This window comes from Sphingomonas cavernae (genome assembly GCF_003590775.1).
Taxonomy (GTDB): domain Bacteria; phylum Pseudomonadota; class Alphaproteobacteria; order Sphingomonadales; family Sphingomonadaceae; genus Sphingobium_A; species Sphingobium_A cavernae.
In genome coordinates, this window is the sequence record NZ_QYUM01000003.1 from 1439329 (window position 1) to 1460102 (window position 20774).

Annotated in this window: 17 protein-coding genes; 6 read left to right on the forward strand and 11 right to left on the reverse strand. The window is 62.7% G+C overall.

Annotated features, from left to right (window positions below; translation table 11 throughout):
* Window positions 1-11: 11 nt before the first annotated feature.
* Genes D3876_RS14515 through D3876_RS14525 form a run of 3 tightly spaced genes read left to right on the forward strand, consistent with a single transcriptional unit; the run spans window position 12 to window position 3030 of the window.
* On the forward strand, window positions 12-554 hold the full coding sequence (locus tag D3876_RS14515) for a DOMON-like domain-containing protein (RefSeq protein WP_220475467.1): 543 nt from the start codon (window positions 12-14) through the stop codon (window positions 552-554).
* Window positions 551-1753 carry an exo-beta-N-acetylmuramidase NamZ family protein gene (locus D3876_RS14520; protein WP_119763316.1) on the forward strand — a complete coding sequence of 401 codons (1203 nt, stop codon included), beginning with the start codon at window positions 551-553 and terminating at the stop codon, window positions 1751-1753. The genes D3876_RS14515 and D3876_RS14520 overlap by 4 nt, the downstream gene beginning before the upstream one ends.
* 17 nt (window positions 1754-1770) lie before the next feature.
* Entirely contained in the window at window positions 1771-3030 is a 1260-nt protein-coding gene (locus tag D3876_RS14525) for a M24 family metallopeptidase (protein ID WP_119763318.1), read from the forward strand.
* A gap of 61 nt (window positions 3031-3091) precedes the next feature.
* Here the strand turns inward: D3876_RS14525 and D3876_RS14530 are convergent, their stop codons facing one another.
* From D3876_RS14530 to D3876_RS14540, 3 genes are all read right to left on the reverse strand, one after another.
* The gene (locus tag D3876_RS14530; protein ID WP_147417664.1) at window positions 3092-3403 is read right to left on the reverse strand and encodes a hypothetical protein; all 312 of its coding nucleotides are present in this window, start codon (window positions 3401-3403) and stop codon (window positions 3092-3094) included.
* Window positions 3404-3519: 116 nt separating this feature from the next.
* Entirely contained in the window at window positions 3520-5901 is a 2382-nt protein-coding gene (locus D3876_RS14535) for an EAL domain-containing protein (RefSeq protein ID WP_119763322.1), read from the reverse strand.
* A 168-nt stretch (window positions 5902-6069) separates the two neighbouring features.
* Entirely contained in the window at window positions 6070-7248 is a 1179-nt protein-coding gene (locus tag D3876_RS14540) for a vWA domain-containing protein (protein WP_119763324.1), read from the reverse strand.
* A gap of 110 nt (window positions 7249-7358) precedes the next feature.
* Here D3876_RS14540 and D3876_RS14545 point away from each other — a divergent pair, with 110 nt between their 5' ends.
* Together D3876_RS14545 and D3876_RS14550 are read left to right on the forward strand one after the other, a co-directional pair.
* Window positions 7359-8768 carry a methyl-accepting chemotaxis protein gene (locus tag D3876_RS14545; RefSeq protein ID WP_182912017.1) on the forward strand — a complete coding sequence of 470 codons (1410 nt, stop codon included), beginning with the start codon at window positions 7359-7361 and terminating at the stop codon, window positions 8766-8768.
* Between the two features lie 72 nt (window positions 8769-8840).
* Window positions 8841-9485 carry a glutathione S-transferase family protein gene (locus D3876_RS14550; protein WP_119763328.1) on the forward strand — a complete coding sequence of 215 codons (645 nt, stop codon included), beginning with the start codon at window positions 8841-8843 and terminating at the stop codon, window positions 9483-9485.
* Between the two features lie 3 nt (window positions 9486-9488).
* Here D3876_RS14550 and D3876_RS14555 read toward each other — a convergent pair whose 3' ends face one another.
* The 4 genes from D3876_RS14555 to D3876_RS14570 form a co-directional block, all read right to left on the reverse strand.
* A complete protein-coding gene (locus D3876_RS14555; RefSeq protein WP_119763330.1) occupies window positions 9489-10337 on the reverse strand; it encodes an AAA family ATPase in 849 nt (282 codons plus the stop codon).
* Window positions 10338-10431: 94 nt separating this feature from the next.
* A complete protein-coding gene (locus D3876_RS14560; protein WP_119763332.1) occupies window positions 10432-11103 on the reverse strand; it encodes a DUF6975 family protein in 672 nt (223 codons plus the stop codon).
* Between the two features lie 151 nt (window positions 11104-11254).
* A complete protein-coding gene (locus tag D3876_RS14565; RefSeq protein WP_182912018.1) occupies window positions 11255-13438 on the reverse strand; it encodes a TonB-dependent siderophore receptor in 2184 nt (727 codons plus the stop codon).
* Window positions 13439-13620: 182 nt separating this feature from the next.
* Complete coding sequence (locus D3876_RS14570; RefSeq protein ID WP_119763336.1) at window positions 13621-14643, reverse strand: helix-turn-helix transcriptional regulator; 1023 nt, start codon at window positions 14641-14643, stop codon at window positions 13621-13623.
* Window positions 14644-14841: 198 nt separating this feature from the next.
* On the opposite strand from D3876_RS14570, the gene D3876_RS14575 reads away from it, so the two are divergent.
* Entirely contained in the window at window positions 14842-15777 is a 936-nt protein-coding gene (locus D3876_RS14575) for a HupA family protein (protein WP_147417665.1), read from the forward strand.
* 112 nt (window positions 15778-15889) lie between these two features.
* Here D3876_RS14575 and rpoD read toward each other — a convergent pair whose 3' ends face one another.
* The 4 genes from rpoD to D3876_RS14600 form a co-directional block, all read right to left on the reverse strand.
* A complete protein-coding gene (gene rpoD / locus D3876_RS14580) occupies window positions 15890-17923 on the reverse strand; it encodes an RNA polymerase sigma factor RpoD (protein ID WP_119763340.1) in 2034 nt (677 codons plus the stop codon).
* Window positions 17924-17942: 19 nt separating this feature from the next.
* Window positions 17943-19796, reverse strand: coding sequence for a DNA primase (dnaG, locus tag D3876_RS14585; RefSeq protein ID WP_119763342.1), 1854 nt, complete (start codon window positions 19794-19796; stop codon window positions 17943-17945).
* Window positions 19793-20170 (reverse strand): GIY-YIG nuclease family protein, encoded by a 378-nt coding sequence (locus D3876_RS14590; RefSeq protein WP_119763344.1) that lies wholly within the window; start codon window positions 20168-20170, stop codon window positions 19793-19795. Before D3876_RS14590 ends, dnaG begins: the two co-directional genes overlap by 4 nt.
* A gap of 117 nt (window positions 20171-20287) precedes the next feature.
* Window positions 20288-20740, reverse strand: a complete 453-nt coding sequence (locus D3876_RS14600; RefSeq protein ID WP_119763346.1) for a GatB/YqeY domain-containing protein — start codon at window positions 20738-20740, stop codon at window positions 20288-20290.
* Window positions 20741-20774 lie beyond the last annotated feature (34 nt).

Below are 20774 nucleotides of genomic sequence, written 5' to 3' on the forward strand. Positions count from 1 at the left end.
GAGAGCGGGTATTGGGTAGCGTGCGTCTGCCATTGGCAGTTCATGCGGATACGCAGTGCGACGCCGTGACCGGCATCACGGCGGAGATCACGCGGTCGGCCGCGGGCGAGGTTTCGTTGAGCTATGAGCTCGCAGGCCGCATTGCGGCGCTCGCGCTGCCTGCCCCGACCACACCGTCTCGCCGCGATGCCCTGTGGCAGCACACATGCTTCGAGCTGTTTGTCGACATGGCGGGCGAGGGATACCGAGAATTCAACTTCGCGCCGTCCGGGCAATGGGCTGCCTATGGATTCAGCGGCTATCGGATCGGTATGCACGACGTCGATATCGACGCGCCGCAGATCGCGATGCGTGCCAGCGACGAACTGCTCGAACTCAATGTCACCCTGGCGCCCGGAATCGGCGCAGGAGCGATACGGATCGGTATTTCGGCGGTGATCGAGGAAGCGGATGGCCGAAAATCCTACTGGGCGCTGGCGCATCCGTCGGACAAGGCAGATTTTCACCATCCCGATTGCTTCGCGTTCGAACTCCCCGCATTGGAGCTTCCATGAAATTTGGCATTGATCGCCTTCTGGCGGACCCCGCGCTCCGCGCACCAATCAAGGGCAAGCGCGTCGCGCTGGTCGCGCACCCCGCCTCGGTGACCGCCGACCTGACGCATTCGCTCGACGCGCTGGCGGCATGCGACGATATCAGGCTGAGCGCCGCTTTCGGGCCGCAACACGGCCTGCGCGGCGACAAGCAGGACAATATGGTGGAGTCGCCCGACTTCAACGATCCGGTTCACGGCATTCCCGTGTTCAGCCTCTATGGCGAGGTGCGTCGGCCCACGGGCCAGTCGATGGGGACATTCGACGTCGTCCTGATCGACCTCCAGGATCTGGGGTGCCGCATCTACACCTTCATCACGACTTTGCTCTACATGCTCGAGGCGGCAGCGGAGCACGGCAAGAGCGTTTGGGTGCTCGATCGCCCAAATCCGGCGGGGCGGCCGATCGAGGGGCTGACGCTGCGCCCGGGTTGGGAGAGCTTCGTCGGCGCGGGGCCAATCCCGATGCGTCACGGGCTGACGCTGGGCGAGCTCGGGCAGTGGTTCGTCGATCATTTCAAGCTCGACGTCGATTACCGCGTGATCGAGATGGAGGGCTATGCGCCCGAGGCGGCGCCGGGGTTCGGCTGGCCGCTCGAAGAGCGTATCTGGATCAACCCAAGCCCCAACGCGCCCAATCTCAACATGGCGCGCGCCTATGCGGGGACGGTGATGCTCGAGGGGACGACGCTTTCCGAAGGGCGCGGCACCACGCGCCCGCTCGAGCTGTTCGGCGCGCCCGATATCGACGCGCGCGCGGTCATCGCGGAAATGCGTGCGATTGCGCCGCAGTGGATCGAGGGCTGCATCCTGCGCGATTGCTGGTTCGAGCCGACGTTCCACAAGCATGTGGGCAAGCTGTGCAGCGGCGTGCAGATCCACGCCGAGGGTGCGCGCTATGACCATGATGCGTTCAAGCCGTGGCGGCTGCAGGCGCTTGGTTTCAAGGCGATCCGGCGACTCTATCTCGATTATCCGCTGTGGCGCGATTTTCCGTATGAATATGAGCTCGGCAAGCTCGCCATCGACGTCATCAACGGCGGACCGGCGCTTCGCGAATGGGTCGACGACGCGGCTGCGACGCCCGCGGATCTCGATGCGCTGACCGAGCCTGACGAGCGCGCCTGGGCGGTGGAGCGCCAGCCTTATCTGCTTTACTGAGTACGGGGAGAAACTGGATGCGCAGCATTGGCCGGCGTGACTTTCTTGGCATGACGGGGGCAGCCGCGATGGCGGCGAGCCTGCCGGCGCGCGCGCTCGCGGCGCCGGCAGCGGCGGACGGGCTGACATCGCTTGCCGGCAAGGCGGTTCCGATCAGCGTCGAGGAGCGCAAGGCGCGGATCGCCAAGGCGCAGCGGCTTATGCGCGCGCAGGGTCTTTCCGCGCTGCTGATCGAGCCCGGATCGAGCCTGATCTATTTCACCGGCGTCCATTGGAGCCGCAGCGAGCGGTTGACCGCGGCGGTGCTGCCCGTCGAGGGCGATATCCTGATCGTAACGCCCTTTTTCGAGGAGCCCTCGGTACGCGAGACGCTTGCGGTGCCGGGCGATTTCAGGACGTGGAACGAGCATGAGGATCCGGTCAGGCTGGTCGCCGACTGGTTGAAGGCGCACAAGCTAGCAGGCGGCAAGATCGGCATGGAAGAGACGGTCCGCTATTTCGCGGTCGACGGGCTGAAGCGCGCGCTGCCCGATGCCGAGATCGTCTCGGGCGCAAGCGTGGTGCGTGGGTGCCGGATGCACAAATCGCCCGCGGAGATCGCACTGATGCAGATCGCGGCGGACATCACGATCGCGGCTTATCGCTACACCGCGCCGCGGATCCAGCGCGGCATGACGCCCAAGGACATCGGCGCGATCATGAACGACGCGACGCGCGCGCTGGGCGGAGATCCTGAGTTCGCGCTGGTTCTGCTTGGCGAGGCAAGCGCCTATCCGCACGGGTCGGGCAAGCCGCAGGCGGTGCGCGACGGCGAGGTGGTACTGATGGACTGCGGCTGCACCGTGCAGGGTTACCAGTCCGACATCTCGCGCAGCTTCGTCTTCGGCGAGCCCAGCAAGAAGCAGCGCGACGTCTGGCAAATCATGCGCAAGGGACAGGATATCGCCTTCGAGGCAGCGAAGGTCGGCGCGTCTGCGGGGAGCGTCGATGACGCGGTGCGCGCCTATTATACGAAGCTGGGCTATGGGCCCGATTACAAGCTGCCAGGGCTTTCACATCGTACGGGGCACGGTATCGGCCTCGATGGCCATGAGCCAGTAAACCTGGTGCGCGGGGAAACCACGCCGCTCGCGCCGGGCATGTGCTTCTCCAACGAGCCCGGCATCTACATCCCCGGCGATTTCGGCATCCGGCTGGAGGATTGCTTCTACATGACGGCGCAGGGACCGCGCTGGTTCTCCAATCCGCCGCCCTCGATCGACAATCCGTTCGGATGACAACGAAAAAGGGCGCGCCGTCGATGGACGACGCGCCCCATGGCGGTCGGGGGGGCCGCGCTTATTGCGGCTTGGCCTTTGCTTCCAGCTCGGCCTTGGTGATGCCGATGGTCAGGCCCTTTTCGCCAGCGGCGAGCGCCGAAACGGGCACACGGACCTTGGCGGCGCCAGTCGAGATCACGGCCATGTCGTCCGCGACCGATTCCACGGTCCCGACGGGCGCGCCGGTTGTGTCGACCACCGTCGCGCCTACGCTGACGGCGGCAGCCTTTTCACTGTCGGGTGCGGGCTGATCCTGAGCGATCGCGGGGACCGCGCCGCCGATCAGCAACATGCCGGCCAAGGCGCCCGCAAATATCGAGTTCTTACGCATTGCACTTCCTCCTTCGTATTACTCGGGAGGGTCAACACCTGCGCCGGCATATGGATGCCGCGCTTGGGGCGAAACGACGCATTTGCAAGACGTTGCGCCGCCGTCGAAATATGCGGTTACGCCTTGAGCGAGGGCAATTCGACCGCGGTTTGCGGATTGACCAGCACCGATCCGGCGAACTGGCCGATCGGCAAGGGCGGACTTAGATAATAACCCTGAACCTGCGAACAGCCCTGGAGTTGCGCCAGTTGCTCCGCGGTTTCCACGCCTTCGGCGACGATCTGGAGGTTTAGGCCGCGACCGAGCGAGATGATCGCTTCCACGATCGAACGGGCATGGCTGTTGTGGAGCATGTCCTTGATGAAGGAGCGATCGATCTTAACCTTGTCGAACGGGAACTGCCGGAAATAGCTGAGGCTCGAATATCCGGTGCCGAAATCGTCCATTGCGATCTGAACGCCCGTCGCGCGGATGCGCTCGAGAATGGCGATGCCCCGCTTGGCGTCATGGATGAAGACGCCTTCGGTAACCTCAAGCTCGAGACGCTGGGGCGGCAATCCCGAATCTGCAAGCGCGCGCGCAACTGTTTCGCACACATCGGCGTAGCCGAACTGTGCCGGCGATAGATTGACAGAAAGGCGCAGCGGCGGGTTCCATCTCGCGGCATCGGTGCAGGCGCGGCGCAGCACCCATTCGCCGAGATCGACGATCAGGCCGCTGTCTTCGGCGACGGGCACGAAATCGGTTGGCATGATCAGCCCGCGCGTCGGGTGCTGCCAGCGGACAAGCGCCTCGAAGCCTTCGACGCGCCCCGATTCTATTCCGACGAGCGGCTGATAATCGATGAGAAGCTGCTCGTGCTCGATGGCTTCGCGCAAGTCCGCTTCCAGCGTCGCGCGCTCGCGCGCGATCGCGTCCATAGCGGGTTCGAAGAAGCGATAGCCGCCCCGCCCGTCGGCCTTTGCCCGATAGAGCGCCAGATCGGCATGGCGCAACGCCTCGGCAGCATTCCGCGCATCCGCCGGGATCATCGCGATGCCGATGCTCGAGGAAACACGGATCGTCTGGAGGTCAATCGGCACGGGTTGACTGAGCCGTGCGAGCAAACGCCGCGCCAGCGAAGCGGGGTCGTTGTCCGCGGTGACGCGGTACATCAGCGCAAACTCGTCGCCACCGAGCCGCGCGGCTATGACATCGGCACCGGCAACTTCACCGATCTGCGTCGCAACGTGCCGCAGCAGTTGATCGCCAAGCGCGTGTCCGTACACGTCATTGACTGCCTTGAAGCGATCAAGATCGAAACAGAGCACCGCGATCTTCTCCTCCTCGGCGCGCGTGGCGATCGCCTGTTTCAATTGCGTGTTGAACAGTGTGCGATTGGCGATGCCCGTGAGCGGATCGTGAAAGGCCAGATGGTGAATGCGACGTTCGGCTTCCTTGCGCGCGCGGATATCTGATACGGCGAGGACGGTATGCGGCTTGCGACGCCACATGATCGGCCGCGCGGTGATCTCGACGTCGATCGTTTCACCGCTGCCGTCGACAAGCGTCATTTCGCGCGTCTGTCCGGTCATGAGGAGTTGTTCGAGCGATCGCAGGTCTGCGAGCGCGGGCAGCACCTCGCCAAGCGTACCTATGGTACTCCGGCTCGAACCGGCAAGGCGTAGAAAGGCGGCGTTGGCATCGACGATGCGCCCTTGCTCTACGACGGCGAGGCCCTCGACCGCAGCATTGGCAAAGTCCTCGACGCGCTGCTGCTCTGCGACGCGGTGCATCGCGAGCCGGTAATCCAGCCAGATGTGCATCGCGCCGATCGCCAGCAGAATCAGGGCACCTGCGCCGACCATCACCGCTAGGATGCCAGAGGCGATCGCGCCGGCGGGGACGGTCATGCGCGGATCAGGCATGATCGTGACCGCGGCCATCGCGGTGAAATGCAGGCCGCAAATCGCCAGCGTGTAGACAAGCGTCGAGATCGGGAGCGCCGTACGGCGCAGGCGGCGCCGGGCGAGAAGCGCGGCATAGACAAGTGTCGCGCCGATGGCGACCGACGCCACGACATAGGCGCTATCCCAATCGAGCCGCCCCTGAACTTCGAGTGCCTGCATCCCGACGAAGTGCATCATGCCGATGCCGGCGGCCAGCACAAGCGCCGGAAGCGGCGACAGCGAGCGTCGTTTCGTGCGTAATTCCAGCGTCCAGCCCAGCCAGCTTACGATAATCGCGATCGCGATCGAAAGCAGCGTCAGCGGCACGTCATAACCGGTGGGTAGCTGCGGCTGATAAGCGATCATCGCTATGAAGTGGGTGGACCAGATGCCGAGCCCGGTCGAGGCGGCCGAAAGTGCAAGCCAGCGTTGGCGATCCGCGCCTCTGACTCCCGCGGCACGCCGGACGATGAGGTGTGTCAGCGTCATCGCCAGCGCGCAGATGAGACCGGCGAGCAGCACGAGACGAAAGTCGTGCTCGATCGCGAGACAGGAATAGACCTTGAGCACGCAAACCCCGTTTCAAATCATTTTCGGGGATGCTTAGGAAATGAAGGTTAAAAAACCTCGAACTTCAAAGTTTTGCCGGACGATTGACGCAAGAATTTTATCGGCTGATGCGGAAAGCGCTACGCGCGTCGATCGAGAGCGTGAATCCGAATTTCTTCAAATAGTTGCCTAATGTTTGCGCGTGAGCTCACGCATCGCGTCGTCGAGGCCTTCGAGCGTCAGCGGGTACATCCGGTCATTCATCAACTCGCGGATGATCTTCGACGACTGCGAATAGCTCCAATGCTGCTCGGGCGTGGGGTTGAGCCACACCGCGGCGGGGTAGACATGCGTCATCCGCTGAATCCAGGCGGCGCCTGCCTCATCGTTGAAATGCTCGACCGAGCCGCCGGGATGGCTGATTTCATAGGGGCTCATCGCGGCATCGCCGACAAAGACCAGTTTATAGTCATGACCATATTTATGAAGCACGTCCCAGGTGGGCGTGCGCTCGGTGAAACGCCGGCGATTGTCCTTCCACACGCCTTCGTAGACGCAGTTGTGGAAATAGAAGAATTCGAGGTTCTTGAACTCGCTCGTCGCAGCCGAGAAGAGCTCCTCGCAGAGCTTGATATGCGGGTCCATCGATCCGCCGACGTCGAGGAAGAGCAATAGTTTGACCGCATTGTGCCGTTCGGGGCGCATGTGGATGTCGAGCCAACCCTGACGCGCGGTACCGTCGATCGTCGCGTCGATATCAAGCTCATCCGCGGCTCCCTCGCGCGCGAAGCGGCGCAGCCGGCGCAGCGCGATCTTGATGTTGCGCGTGCCAAGTTCCTTGGTGTCGAGATTCCTGAATTCGCGCTTGTCCCAGACCTTGACCGCGCGGCCGTGCCGGCCCTCTTCCTGGCCGATGCGCACACCCTCGGGATTATAGCCATAGGCGCCGAAGGGGGAGGTGCCGCCGGTGCCGATCCATTTGTTGCCGCCCTGATGGCGTTCCTTCTGTTCCTCGAGCCGCTTCTTGAGCGTCTCCATGATCTCATCCCACGAGCCGAGCTTCTCGATCTCGGCCATCTGCTCGGGGGTAAGGTAGAGCTCGGCGACCTTGCGCAGCCAGTCCTCGGGGATTTCGGCGGCATCGGTGCCGTAATTCGTCTCGATCCCCTTGAAGACCTTGGCGAAAACCTGATCGAAACGGTCGAGCAATCCCTCGTCCTTCACGAAGGTTGCGCGCGCCAGATAGTAGAATTCCTCGGGGCTGCGCTCGATGACTTCGCGGTCGAGCGCTTCCAGCAGCGTCAGATGTTCCTTGATCGAGGCGGGGATGCCTGCGTGGCGAAGTTCGTCGAGAAAGGAAAAGAACATGTGGATCAGCCTAGCAGCTTGGCCGCATGCCGCAATCCTGCGCGTGGTTAACCGCGTTTCAACGAATTGGCGCTACCTATGTCATTTCGGTCGCAAAACAGGGGTTTCTCATGGCCACGCAGCCAGTTGCAGCGGGATATGCCGACAGCGGCGCAATCGACGATGTCGCGCGAAATTGCGGGCAGCTCGCGGTCGGGTGCAGCGATGCGGCGGGCTATGTCGAGGGTGTTTCGCAAAGGATCAAGCGCCAGCTCGAAATGCTGTCGGCGCTGGAGGACGTCACCGCGGCGCTCGAGGCCGACCAGCGTCGCGTCGCCGATTCGACCGACGAGGCGCGGCTTCTTTCCGAACAGGCGCATGAAAAGCTGGAGCGCGGCGCCCAGCTCATCAGCAGCGCCATCGCCGAATTCGGCGGACTGACCGATCTCGTCACGCGCCTCGGCGCACACATGACCAGCTTTGCCGCCGCGATGGAACAGGTGCAGCGCGTGTCCGCGGGCATCGACGTCATCGCGCGCAAGACCAATATGCTCGCGCTCAACGCGACGATCGAGGCCGAGCGCGCGGGGGATGCCGGACGCACCTTTGCGGTGGTTGCGGACGAGGTGAAGAAGCTCGCGCAGGAAACGCGCGCCGCCACCGACGAGATCACCACGACCATGGCATCGCTGACGCGCGAGGCGGGCACGGTGATTTCCGAGATCAACCAGGGGGTCGAGAAGAGCCGCAGCGCGCAGCGTGGTTTCTCGACGATCAATCAGACCGTGCGCGATGTGACCGATATCGTCGAGCAGGTCGATCAGCAGAGCGAGGGCATAGCGCGCTCAACCGCATTGATCCACGACAGCGTCGCGCGCGTGCAGGAGGGGCTCACGCTGTTTTCGAGCGACGCACGCGAGAATGGCGGGCAGCTCGTGAGCGCGCATGAGCGGCTCAACCGTCTTGAGCTGCTGTCCAACGAAATGCTCGACCAGCTCGCGCACAGCGGCATTCGCATCGCCGACAGCCATTTCGTCGATCTTTCGATCGAAGGCATGAAGGAAGTCCGTGCGCTCGTCGAAAAAGCGCTGAACGAGAACAAGGTTTCGCCCTTCGACGTGCATGATACCGATTATGTGCCGGTGCCGGGCTCAGACCCCCAGCAGTTCGACAATCGCTTCAACACCTTTGCCGACGCGCATGTCCAGGCGGTTCTCGACCGGATCGCGAGGCTTGACGAGCGCCGGATCCTGGGCGTCGCGATTACCGATGTGAATGGCTATCTGCCAACGCACATGTCGTGGAAGGCGCAGCCGCAGCGGGCGGCCGATCCGGCATGGAACGCCATCAACAGCCGCAACAAGCGCATCTTCATGGACGACGCGACGGGGCGCGCGATCGCCTTTACCGGCGATTTCATGCTGACCACCTATCGCCAGCCGCTCGAGGAGGGGCGTTATCGCGCGGTGAAGAGCGTGTTCGTGCCGCTGAGCTTCAACGGGCGTCGCTGGGGCAATTTCGAGATGGCGTTCATCGACTGAGCGCCGGAAAGATTGACAGCGTAGCACCGCCGCTCTAACACTTAACTATATGGTTAAGTGAAGGAGAGACCGATGATTACGCTATACACCTTCGGTTGGGTTCCGCCGTTCGCCAAGGGCCTCGTGCGCGATCTGCGCGTGCGCTGGGCGCTCGAGGAATCCGGGATTCCCTATCGTGTACGGACGATTGGCGAGGGCGCGGATGAGGTCGCGCCTGCGGACTATCGCGCGCTTCAGCCTTTTGGCCAGGTTCCCGCGATCGAGGATGATGGCGCAACGCTTTTCGAGTCAGCCGCGATCGTTCAGCATATCGCCGACAAGGGCGGGGTGCTCGACGTGGCGGACCGCATCATGGTCAACCAATGGTCCTTTGCGGCGATGAACACGGTCGAACCGCATGTCGCGAATCTGGTGGTGCTCGATCTTTTCTATGTCGACGAGGAATGGGCCAAGGCCCGACGCCCGGGCGCCGTAGAGTTGGCTCAATCGCGACTGCACGACCTCGAGGCGGCGCTTGGCGACCGCGAGTGGCTGGCGGACGCATTCAGCGTCGCGGATATCCTGATGGTCACCGTACTGCGCCTGCTCCGCCACACCGACATGCTTGCCGGTTATCCGGGGCTGGTGGCCTATAAGGAACGCGCCGAGGCGCGCCCCGCGTTCCAGCGCGCGCTTGCCGATCAGATGGCGTTGCACGCCGAGCCTGTGCCCGCCTGAGCGTCAGCGGTTCTGCTGGCGTTTCGCCATGAACGCCAGCCGTTCGAACAGCATCACGTCCTGTTCGTTCTTGAGCAGCGCGCCGTGGAGCGGCGGGATCGCCTTGGTGGGATCGCGCGACTGGAGCACGTCCAATGGCATGTCCTCGGCGAGGAGCAGCTTGAGCCAGTCGAGCAGTTCGGACGTGCTCGGCTTTTTCTTGAGGCCGGGGACGTCGCGGACCTCGTAGAAAATGTCCATCGCCTTGCTGACGAGGATCTTCTGGATGCCCGGGAAGTGGACGTCGACGATCGCCTGCATCGTCTCGCGCTCGGGGAACTTGATATAGTGGAAGAAGCAGCGGCGCAGGAACGCGTCGGGCAGCTCCTTCTCGTTGTTCGAGGTGATGATGACGATCGGACGCTCGGCCGCCTTCACCGTCTCCTTGGTCTCGTAGACATGGAATTCCATGCGATCGAGTTCCTGGAGCAGGTCGTTGGGGAATTCGATATCGGCCTTGTCGATCTCGTCGATCAGCAGGACGGGCAGGGTGGGGGAGGTGAATGCCTCCCACAGCTTGCCCTTGCGGATGTAATTGGCGATGTCGTGGACGCGCTCGTCGCCGAGCTGGCCGTCGCGCAGCCGCGCCACGGCGTCATATTCGTAGAGGCCCTGTTGCGCCTTGGTGGTCGACTTGATGTTCCATTCGATCAGCGGCGCGCCCATCGAATCGGCGACTTCCTGCGCGAGCACGGTCTTGCCGGTGCCGGGTTCGCCCTTGACGAGCAGCGGGCGGCGGAGCGTGACCGCTGCGTTGACCGCAACCTTGAGATCGTCGGTTGCGACGTAGCTGTCGGTTCCGCTGAAACGCATGCTCTATCCTCTTCGCTTCCACTTTACGTTAAGGGAAGCGAATAGGGACGCGGACGTACGGGCGCAAGGCCCGATTCTGTTCAGGATTGACCGGTCAGTAGTCGGGGCGTGCCGCGCTGCGGGCCTCTAGCACCGCCCACAGGCCGCGATGCTGCGCGAGGATCTGCTGCGCGCCGAAGCCCAGCGCGCGTTCGACGCTCGGCGTTTCGGCTACCGCCATGGCGACCGTGCGCGTCTCGCGCTCGTCGGGAAGGCGCGCAGGCTGGATGGGAATGCTGAGCCGCTCGGCGGCCGTATCGAGCACGCGGCGGATCGCCTTCCAGTCCATTATCAGCGCGATCGCCGCGCCGAGTGCGCAGCCGATACGATCCGACTGGGCGAGCATCTCCAGCGCATGATGTTGTCCCATCACCGCAGCCTCGCATTCGGCCTGGCCGGGCGTGCTGGGAATTGGGCCCGCCGCGACGGTGATTCGCGTCAGATAGCCGCGTTCGCGCGCAAAGCCGTCGGCGGCATCGATCAGCCAGCCCCGCGCGGCGGCATGAACCGTCTTAGTCGCCGCGAGGTCGATCACGCCCGGATGACGTCCGTGAAGGACGCACAGATAATGGGCGGCATCGGCCAGATTACGCGTGGCGTGCCGTCCCGACAACAGGTCGGCGGAATGCGCATAGCCCTGCGCGCCCGATCCGTCCGCCTCGACCAGTGCTGCCAGCATCTCCGAAACGCCGCCGGTGCGCGCGGTCTGAATAGCCTGTGTCGCCATCCGAAATCCCCAAAATTATGCTGCGCCCGTGCCGGGCGACCAATCGTCTGAACGCCCTGCTATACCAGTCGCGTAAAGACGCGGTTTATTTTGCATTAGGACGCTGGTCAGGAATTGGCGGAGAGCGCGGCCGCCTGCGTCTCGTATCGTTTCAAAAACTGAAGCCGAGCGTCGCATTGACCGTGCGGCGGAGGCCCAGAAAGCAATCGCCGCGTCCGAGGCAGGTGGTGTAATATTTCTTGTCGAACAGATTGGTTGCGTTGACCGTCAATGTCCATGGCCCGCGACCGACGCCGATCAGCGCGTCGGCCAGCACATAGTCGGGGCTGGTGACGACGAAGCCACCGACCTGGCTTTCCGAAATGCTTTCATCGACATAGCGCACGCCCGCACCGAGCTGAAGCACCACCTCATCGCCCAGCGGCAGGGATTTCATCCCCCAGATCGAGGCGAGATGTTTGGGCACGCTTTCGACCTGAAGATCGCCGTTGGAACGATCCTTGGCGCGCGTGTAACTGTAGGTCGCGATGACGTCGAAATCGTCGGCGATCGTCTTCGATGCCTCGATCTCAAACCCCTGCGTCTTGATGACGCCCGTCTGGACCGAATTGAGCGGATTGGTCGGATCGGTCTGGAGGCGGTTCTCGTCCTTGAGATCATAGGCGGCAAGCGTGACGAAGGTCGTTGGGTCAGGCTGCCATTTGATGCCCAGTTCGTACTGCACGCCGCGCTGCGGCTTGAACGGGTTGCCGGTAAAGTCGCGGCCGGCGATCGGCAGGAAGGATTCGGAGTAGCTCAGATAGGGCACAAACCCGTCGCCGAGCTCGATCATCAGCCCGGCGCGCTTGGTAGTGGCCTTGTGAACGAGCTTGTCGCCGCCGACCGTCCGGTCCTCCGCGCGATCGCGCCGGATGCCCAGCACGACGATCGCCTTGTCGAATGCGCGCGTCTGGCTCTGGAGATAGACGCCGAGCTGTTGCTGGATATTTCGCTCCCCGTCGAAGAAGGGCGTGTCGACGATGTTGCCATAGACTGGCGCATAGGCGTCGACAGGCGTCGTCGAGGGCGCAAGACCCAGCAGGGGCATGCCGTCGATGTCAAAGGAAAGGCCCGAATAGCCGCCGGTCGACGTGGTGCGGTTGTTGTTGCGCGCATAGTCCACGCCCGCGAGGACCTTGTGGGTAAAGTTGCCGGTGGTGAAATCGAACTGGAGCTGGCTGTCGCTGCTCAGCGTCTCCGAACGGAAGACCTCGCCAAAGGAATAGCGGTTGAGCACGCGGCCGGATCCGCGCGCGGCATAATCGGGAAACCAGATGTTCAGATAGGGATCGGCCGCATCGAGATAGGGATCGACCGGATTGGTGTAGCTGTCGGCATAGTGGAGATACTGGTCCGACCTGAACCATTCGTAGCGGAAATTCTGGCGGAACTCGACGACGTGCGAGAACTGGTGCGAGAAATTGGCCGCGATCCATTCGGTGTTGAGATCGACCTTGTCGGTCGAAGGCTCGCCGAGCTGGCGGCCCCAGGGGAGCCGGCCATTGGGTGCATCGAACAGCGTGCCGGTGAAGGGCAGGAACTGGCCGGTCCACCCGCTGTCGTCGTCCTGGACAAGACCGAGCAGCGTGAGATTGGTGTCCTCGCCCATCTGCCAGCTCAGCGACGCGCCCAGCATCCGGCGCTTCTCGCGGACGAAATCGGTCTGCGAATCGCTGTCGCGCCAGACGCCGATGACGCGGCCGGCGAGCTGGTCGCCCGCGATCGGGCCGGTCAGGTCGAAGCCGAGCTCCTTGCGATCGAAGGTGCCGTAGGAGCCAAAGAGTTCGCCATGCGTCTCGAACTCGGGTCGCTTGGTGACGATGTTGAGAATGCCGCCGGTCGAGCCTTGGCCATAGAGCATCGAGGAGGGGCCACGCAGCACCTCTACGCGCGAGAGCGAGAAGATCTCGGGCTTGGATCCGGCGCGGTAGCCAAAGGTGCGACGCAGTCCGTCCTGATAGATCGGCGCCTCTGTCCCACGGATAAAGCCGTAGTCGCCACGCGTATCGAGGCCATAGGCCTCAGTGCGGACACCCGCCGAATAGCGCAGCGTATCCTGAAGATTGAGCGCCCCCATCGCCTCGAAGCGGTCGACAGTGATGACGCTGATCGACTGCGGGGTTTCTATGAGCGGCGTATCAGTCTTCGTGCCCGCATCGGTTTCGACATTCTGACCGGTGACAATAATGACCTGGCCAGGGGACGGGGCGGTCGCAGGCCGCTCTTCCGCCCAGGCCGGATGCGCCGCGAACGCGCTGGAGGCCAGGAACAGCGCCTTCAGCGTCGTTTTCGGCATGTTGATTATCCCCCTGCGAAACGGGTGCTGTTCCCGAATTGAAGCTGAACCCAACATGTACCGTGTCCGCTGATGCGGGGCACCCGCGTGAAGTTGCTGTGCGTAAAGCGAAGATGGGGCCAGCCAAGCCGAAGCTCCGGACGGAGGCGGTTCCCGCGCGATGCTCTGCGAGAAAATGCCCGTCAATGCAGCCGGTTGATGAGTTCGACCTTCGAGTTGATCCGCAGTTTGGTGTAGATTGACGAAATCTGGTTCCGGATGGTCGCCGAGCTGACTCCACGAAGCATTGCGATCTTGCCGCTGCTGTGGCCCGCCGCGAAGAGTTTGGCCACCTCGAGCTCAGCATGGCTCAGCGGCGAGCTATCCCGCGGCGTGCGCGCGATGACGTGGCAAAAATCATCCCGTCCAACCAGCTCTATTTCAAGCCGCCCGATGACAGCGCTCATCATTCCGCCTTTTACCAAAGCCGCTATGTCGGGTGGAAGGTCGGGCCCCGTCCATTCGGGAAAGCACGATGTCATCAGTTTCCCGAACTGCGGCTCGGCTGTGCAAATGGCGCCTTTCCAGTCCGTGATGGCATGCGCTGCAACCATAAGCGCTTCGCCGTTTTGACGGCGTTCGTCCTTGCCCGAAATTTCGAGAAACTGCCTCTGCCGCCAAGCATTGTGCATGTGGCCCGCGAATCTCTTCTTCAATATTCTTTCCGCCGGAGTGAAGGGGCGCGCTCGATCAGAGCGCCATAAGACAATTCCCTGCCAAATATTGAGTAGCGGATCGCCGATCGCCACGCCCATCGTGTATTCAATGCCCAAGGCCTGGGCGAAATTTACGTACAGAAAAGACGATCTGTAATCTTCGATGGACATCGTATCTTCGATGCATACCGGTTCACCAGGCGTTGCCATGGCCATCTGCGACACGAGATCATGATCCTTGAACTCGGTGCCAAACCGGATGGGAACGCTTTGGTCCTGGCCGATAATGCTCATTGTGTGAATATCGAGAATGGCCGTTCCCGCGGCCTGCGGATAGGCTCGATACGAAACCCAAACCGCTGAATCGAACTTTATCAGCTCGGCCAGCCGCTCAAAGCCAAAGGCGCGGAAGGCATCGAGAGGCACCGACAAGACTCCGGCGTATAAGCGCGCGACCACTTCGTCGAATTCGTCATATCCATCATAGTGATAGGAATCGGAGTCACGCATAAGTCGCTCGCACTGGCAGGTTGTTGCTCATTTTGGCCAAAATGCCGCAAGAATGATGCAGATGCACTATTTCCTATGGATTAGTTCTCTTTCATCCTGACGCCCGAACAACGCAATCCGCGGCGACTTCTGGTCCAGCGATGGCGGAGAATATCCATGCATGTGAAATGGTGCGGATATCGGGTGCTTTGGCCGCTCATGCTCGTCGGCATGGCGGGTTGTGGCGGTGAAGGAAGTTCTGGCACTTCCGGAACGATCGTCACGATGCCGTTCGCACCCGCGCCGGCTCCGCAGCCTTCCCCGACGCCGTCTCCCACTCCATCCCCTCCACAAGCCGGGCTGAATGCGAGCATCGGGCTTCAACAACTAGCGGATTTTCCCACGCTTGCCTGGTTTTACCGCAACTCTGTACCTGGCGAGGCGAACGGAACCGACCCCGTCCAGTTCGGGTGGGATTCGGCGCTCAGAGCGAGCATCATGACCCTGCCGGGGGTGCCGCGCAGCTATCTGGATGTCCTGGCGACCGAAACCGGCGACGACTTCAGCGGCTCCATCTTGCAGCCCGCTGGCGGCATTGTCGTCTACATGCTTCGCCCCGGGATCCAAAACCGCGTTCTGGCGCTGAGCAGCACCAGCGTCGGCTATTTCGGCTGGTCGCCGATCGGCGCTTCTGCGCGCGATCGAATCCAGGGCGTGTTCGGCTATGGCGTGCCGAGCACGACGGCTGACATTCCGACGAGCGGCGTCGCAAGCTTCTCGCTCTATGGCTATGCGGCCGCTCGTCCCGCGGGTGTCAACAGCGACCCCATATTCTATCAGTTCCTCGGAAGCGCTGAATTCGACCTCTCGTTACGGGCAGTTCGCGGATCCTTCGCCACCGGGAATCTGACGGGCTACCCGTCGAGGGGAAGTCTCGCGGAGCGATTCGAATTCTCGCAGGCGTCGTTCAAATCCGACGGGACATTCACCGGCACGCTGACGGTGCCAGGCATGACCGGCGCCGGTGAGTACGAAGGATCATTCACCGGCCCGGGCGCTGGCGAGCTCATGCTGCGATGGAAGGCGCCCTATCGCGATCCAGCGACAGGACGCACCGACATGATCTACGGCGTCCTCGTGGGCAAAAAGAACTGAACCACGAAAACCGTCGCCAGAGCCTGATCGGTTGAGGTGGAAGCACTTCGTGCTTCCGCCGATGCCGTGAATCAGGCTCTATTCAAACGATCAAGGTCTAGGCAGGGCGGTTTTACTGATCGAGGAACGAGCGCATTTTGCGGCTGCGCGAGGGATGCTTGAGCTTCCGCAGCGCCTTGGCCTCGATCTGGCGGATACGTTCGCGCGTCACGCTGAACTGCTGACCGACTTCCTCGAGCGTGTGATCGGTGTTCATGCCGATGCCGAAGCGCATGCGCAGCACGCGTTCTTCGCGCGGGGTGAGCGACGCGAGAACCCGGGTGACAGTTTCCTTGAGGTTCGCCTGAATCGCGGCATCCACAGGGATGATCGCGTTCTTGTCCTCGATGAAATCGCCGAGGTGCGAATCTTCCTCGTCGCCGATCGGCGTTTCGAGGGAGATCGGCTCCTTGGCGATCTTCATCACCTTGCGGACCTTTTCGAGCGGCATCGACAGGCGCTCGGCCATTTCCTCGGGCGTGGGCTCGCGGCCCTGCTCGTGGAGGAACTGACGGCTGGTGCGCACCAGCTTGTTGATCGTCTCGATCATGTGAACCGGGATGCGGATCGTGCGCGCCTGATCGGCGATCGAGCGCGTGATCGCCTGGCGGATCCACCAGGTGGCATAGGTCGAGAATTTGTAGCCGCGGCGATATTCGAACTTATCGACGGCCTTCATCAGGCCGATATTGCCTTCCTGGATAAGGTCGAGGAACTGCAGGCCGCGATTGGTGTATTTCTTGGCGATTGAGATCACGAGGCGGAGATTGGCCTCGACCATCTCCTTCTTCGCGATGCGCGCCTCGCGCTCGCCCTTCTGGACCATGTTGACGATGCGGCGGAATTCACCCAGCGACATGCCCGTCGCCTGTGCAATCTCGCCAATCTCGCTGCGGATGCGATCGACGGCATCCGCTTCGTTTTCGGCGAACGCGGTCCATTTCTTGTCGAGCTTCGCGACGCGCTCCATCCAGCCGTCTTCGAGTTCGTGATCGACATATTCGTCGAGGAACGCCTTGCGCGGAACCTTGTGGCGCTCGGCAAGGCGCAGCATCTGGCCGCCCAGCGCGGTCAGGCGCCGGTTGAACGAATAGAGCTGGTCGACGAGATATTCGATCTTCGCACCGTGGAACTGGACGCTCTCGACCTCGGCGGTGAGATCTTCACGCAGCTTCTGGTACTTGGCCTCGTCGCTGGCGGCGAACTCGTTGCCCACGCCAAGGACCTCGAGGCGCGCATTCTGGATCTTGGAGAACTTCTTGTAGAGCGACGTGATGTTCGCGAACTTCTCAAGCGCCGCGGGCTTCAGCGTCTCTTCCATCTGCGCGAGGCTGAGGGTGTTGTCCTCTTCCTCATCGTCCGATGGGCGCTTGGCGCGCCGCTCGGTCATCGAATCCTCGTCGTCGCCGTCGACGGACTCTTCCTCGACCTCTTCCTCTTCCTTGTAGGAAGGGCCAGCGGTCTTCTCGGAAATCTCGCCGTCGCCTTCCTCTTCCTCGTCGGTGAGGCTTTCGGGCGCGGGATCCTTGGAGAGCATCGCATCGAGATCGAGGATCTCGCGGAGCTGCATCGTGCCTTCGTTGAGCGCGGTCGACCAGTCGATGATCGCGTTGAAGGTGATCGGGCTTTCGCACAGCCCCAGAATCATCGTGTCGCGACCAGCTTCGATGCGCTTGGCGATCGCGATTTCGCCTTCGCGCGAAAGGAGTTCGACCGCGCCCATCTCGCGCAGATACATGCGCACGGGATCGTCGGTGCGATCGACCGTCTCACGCTTCTTTTCAGCGACATTGGCCGAGCTGCCGTCGCCGGAATCAACCGATTCGGCCTCGTCGTCCTGGTCGGGCTGCTCCTCGCCGTCCTCGCCGGCATCCTCGTTCTCGACGATATTGATGCCCATCTCGCTCAGCGCCGAGGTGATGTCCTCGATCTGATCGGACGACATCACATCCTGCGGCAGCGCTTCGTTGAGCTGGTCATAGGTGATGTAACCGCGCTTCTTGGCGCGGGCGATCAGCTTTTTGAGCGAAGCCTCGTTGAGGTCGATAAGCGGCGCATCCCCGCCCTCATTGGCCTCGCTGTTCTCCGCCGCGTTCGTCTTTGCCATGTATTCGCCTTGTCCCAAGTCACCCACCGGCATCATCGTCGCCCTGTTTCAGCGCCGCGAGCCTTGCTTCTGCCTCATCTCGAGCCGCGCGCAACCGGCGCAACTCTTCAAAAACATCGTCGTCCGTTTCGCGTTCCAGCCGTGCCGTCGCGGCAGCCAGTGCGGCGTCGAGCTCCGGGCGAATTGCCAGCGCCTCTATAGTCAAAGCCAGATCACGCCGTATTATATCCGGATCGGCATTGCTTCGCTTCGCGGAAAAGGCAAGCCTGTTTGTCGTGCGCAGCCGCTTGGCAAGCGTCTCCAAGCCCGCGGCAGCCAATATGGGGTCAAGCAACGCCCGATCAAGATGCGGAATGGTAAGTCCGGCATCGATCAATGTCGTGCGCAATTGTTCCAGCGCAGGATCGCCTAGTTGCAGCGCGGAAATCGCCTCCGCGTGCGGTGCGATCACGCTCGGGTGATCGAGCAACCCTGCGAAAACGAGCCGCGCCATGGCGGGATCGGTGCCCTCCTGGCTGACCGTGCGCGCGATGCCCGAAACGGGCCGTTCGGGCGGTTGCCAGCGTCCGCCGGGACGCGGCCGAAAGGGCTGCTGGGGGCGAAAATCGCGACGCTGCCCGTAGAGCGCGTCGAAACGTTCGCGGAATTCTGCGAAATATTGTTCTCGCACGTCGCCGTCGCCGATCGCCTTGGCATGCGCGTTGAGCCGGCGACGCAGTCCGGCGCGCGCCTCGGGGGTATCGAGTGGTTCGGCCGCGTGTTCGTGGCGCCACAGCCGGTCGGCGAGCCCTTCGGGGCTGACGGCGAGCGCCTCGAAGGCCTGGCGACCGCCCGATTTGACGAGATCGTCGGGATCCTGCCCCGCAGGAAGCGTCAGGAAGCGGAGCGAGCGGCCAGGTTCGAGATGGGGCAGGGCACGCTCTGCGGCGCGGATCGAGGCTTTTTGCCCCGCATTGTCGCCATCGAAGCAGAGGATCGGCGTCTCGGTCATCCGCCACAGCCGCTCGATCTGCATTTCGGTCAGCGCGGTGCCGAGCGGGGCGACCGCCTCCTCGATCCCGGCCTGCGCGAGCGCGATCACGTCCATATAGCCTTCAACGACGATCACGCGCCCCGATTTGCGCGCGGCGGGAGCGGCGCGATCGAGATTGTAAAGCGTACGCCCCTTGTCGAAGAGAGGCGTGTCGGGGGAATTCAGATATTTGGGTTCGCCCGAACCGAGGATACGGCCGCCGAACGCGATCACGCGCCCGCGCTGGTCGCGGATCGGGATCATCAGCCGCCCGCGGAAGCGGTCATAGGGCTCTCGCTCACCCTCTGGTGCGATCAGAAGACCGGCCTCGATCAGCGTGTCCTCGCCGAAATCCTTGAGCGCGGCCTTGAGACGCCCACGCGAATCGGGCGCGAAACCGAACCCGAAAGCCTTGCGGGTCTTGTCCGAAATACCGCGTTTCTTGAGATAGGTGCGCGCTTCCGCACCATCGATTCCCGCCAGTTGCTCCTCGAGCCAGTGCTGGGCGCGCTCCATCGCGGCGTGGAGCCCGGTGGCACGTTCGGCGCGTTCCTGTGCTTGCGGATCGGGGGCTGGGACCTCCATCCCCGCGGTCTGCGCGAGTTCCTTGACGGCATCCATGAAGGGCAGGCCGCGCTGGTCGGTCATCCAGCGTATGGCATCGCCATGCGCCGAGCAGCCAAAGCAGTGGTAGAAGCCCTTCTCGTCGTTGATGTAGAAGCTGGGCGTCTTTTCGTTGTGAAAGGGGCAGCACGCCTTGAACTCGCGCCCCGCGCGCTGGAGTTTCACGCTCTTGCCAATAAGCGCGGAGAGCAGGGTGCGGGCGCGGAGCTCGTCGAGGAATTGCGGGGTGAGGGTCATTTGGGAGTCGAAAGGCGTCCCTCGACTTCGCTCGGGACGAACGGAAAGGCTGGTTCCTCATCCCCGCTTGTCCCGAGCGAAGTCGAGGGACGTTCCTTCGGCGGTTTGCTGTAGAAGGACAGGGCGTCCCAGTCGCCCCGGATCAGCGCTTCCTTCTTGGCCCGCGACCACGGCTTGATCCGGCGCTCGGCTTCGAGCGCCTCCAAGCGAGTCTGGAAGTATTCGCTCCAGAAAAGCGCCACCGGCCGACGTCGGGAAGTGAAATCACAAAAACCACCGGTTTGATGCTCGGCCATGCGGCGCTCCAGATCATCGGTCTGGCCTGTATAGTATCGGCCATCCGAGCATTTCAGAATATAAACCCAGAACGCCATGCCGGGACTGTGCAACACCTGACCCGTTCGTGTCGAGCGAAGTCGAGACACGTCCGCTCTGGCGCCCGCGTCCCTCGACTTCGCTCGGGACGAACGGGGAAAGTTCGGTTCTTTTTCCTATCCCAAAGCCGCCTTCACCAGCCCGCTCGCCTTGCTCATGTCGAGCTGCGGGCCGTGGCGTTCCTTGAGCGCCGCCATCACCTTGCCCATGTCCTTGACGCTTTCTGCACCCGTCTCGGCCTTGATCGCCTCGATCGCCGCCCGGGTTTCGTCCTCGCTCATCTGCTGGGGCAGGAAGCGTTCGATCACCGCGACCTCGGCCTGTTCAGCCGCGGCCAGTTCTGCGCGGCCGCCCTTTTCATACATGTCGATCGATTCGCGGCGCTGCTTCACCATCTTTTGCAGCACCTCGACGACGAGCGCGTCGTCATTCTCAGGCGCCTTGCCCGTGCGCGCCTCGATGTCGCGGTTCTTGATGGCGGCCTGGATCAGGCGCGTGGCGGCGGTGGTTTCCTTGTCGCCGGCCTTCATGGCGGCGATCTGCGCGGCTTTAATCTCGTCGCGAATCATGGGGTGCTTTCGGCTGAACTTTCGGAAAGAACCA

Bases quoted from the DNA above. Each gene is read 5' to 3' on its own strand.
- D3876_RS14520 (WP_119763316.1), top strand. From the start codon at position 551: ATGAAATTTGGCATTGATCGCCTTCTGGCGGACCCCGCGCTCCGCGCA.
- D3876_RS14525 (WP_119763318.1), top strand. From the start codon at position 1,771: ATGCGCAGCATTGGCCGGCGTGACTTTCTTGGCATGACGGGGGCAGCC.
- D3876_RS14530 (WP_147417664.1), bottom strand. From the start codon at position 3,403: ATGCGTAAGAACTCGATATTTGCGGGCGCCTTGGCCGGCATGTTGCTG.
- D3876_RS14540 (WP_119763324.1), bottom strand. From the start codon at position 7,248: ATGTTCTTTTCCTTTCTCGACGAACTTCGCCACGCAGGCATCCCCGCC.
- D3876_RS14545 (WP_182912017.1), top strand. From the start codon at position 7,359: ATGGCCACGCAGCCAGTTGCAGCGGGATATGCCGACAGCGGCGCAATC.
- D3876_RS14550 (WP_119763328.1), top strand. From the start codon at position 8,841: ATGATTACGCTATACACCTTCGGTTGGGTTCCGCCGTTCGCCAAGGGC.
- D3876_RS14555 (WP_119763330.1), bottom strand. From the start codon at position 10,337: ATGCGTTTCAGCGGAACCGACAGCTACGTCGCAACCGACGATCTCAAG.
- D3876_RS14560 (WP_119763332.1), bottom strand. From the start codon at position 11,103: ATGGCGACACAGGCTATTCAGACCGCGCGCACCGGCGGCGTTTCGGAG.
- D3876_RS14565 (WP_182912018.1), bottom strand. From the start codon at position 13,438: ATGCCGAAAACGACGCTGAAGGCGCTGTTCCTGGCCTCCAGCGCGTTC.
- D3876_RS14570 (WP_119763336.1), bottom strand. From the start codon at position 14,643: ATGCGTGACTCCGATTCCTATCACTATGATGGATATGACGAATTCGAC.
- D3876_RS14575 (WP_147417665.1), top strand. From the start codon at position 14,842: ATGCTCGTCGGCATGGCGGGTTGTGGCGGTGAAGGAAGTTCTGGCACT.
- rpoD (WP_119763340.1), bottom strand. From the start codon at position 17,923: ATGGCAAAGACGAACGCGGCGGAGAACAGCGAGGCCAATGAGGGCGGG.
- dnaG (WP_119763342.1), bottom strand. From the start codon at position 19,796: ATGACCCTCACCCCGCAATTCCTCGACGAGCTCCGCGCCCGCACCCTG.
- D3876_RS14590 (WP_119763344.1), bottom strand. From the start codon at position 20,170: ATGGCGTTCTGGGTTTATATTCTGAAATGCTCGGATGGCCGATACTAT.
- D3876_RS14600 (WP_119763346.1), bottom strand. From the start codon at position 20,740: ATGATTCGCGACGAGATTAAAGCCGCGCAGATCGCCGCCATGAAGGCC.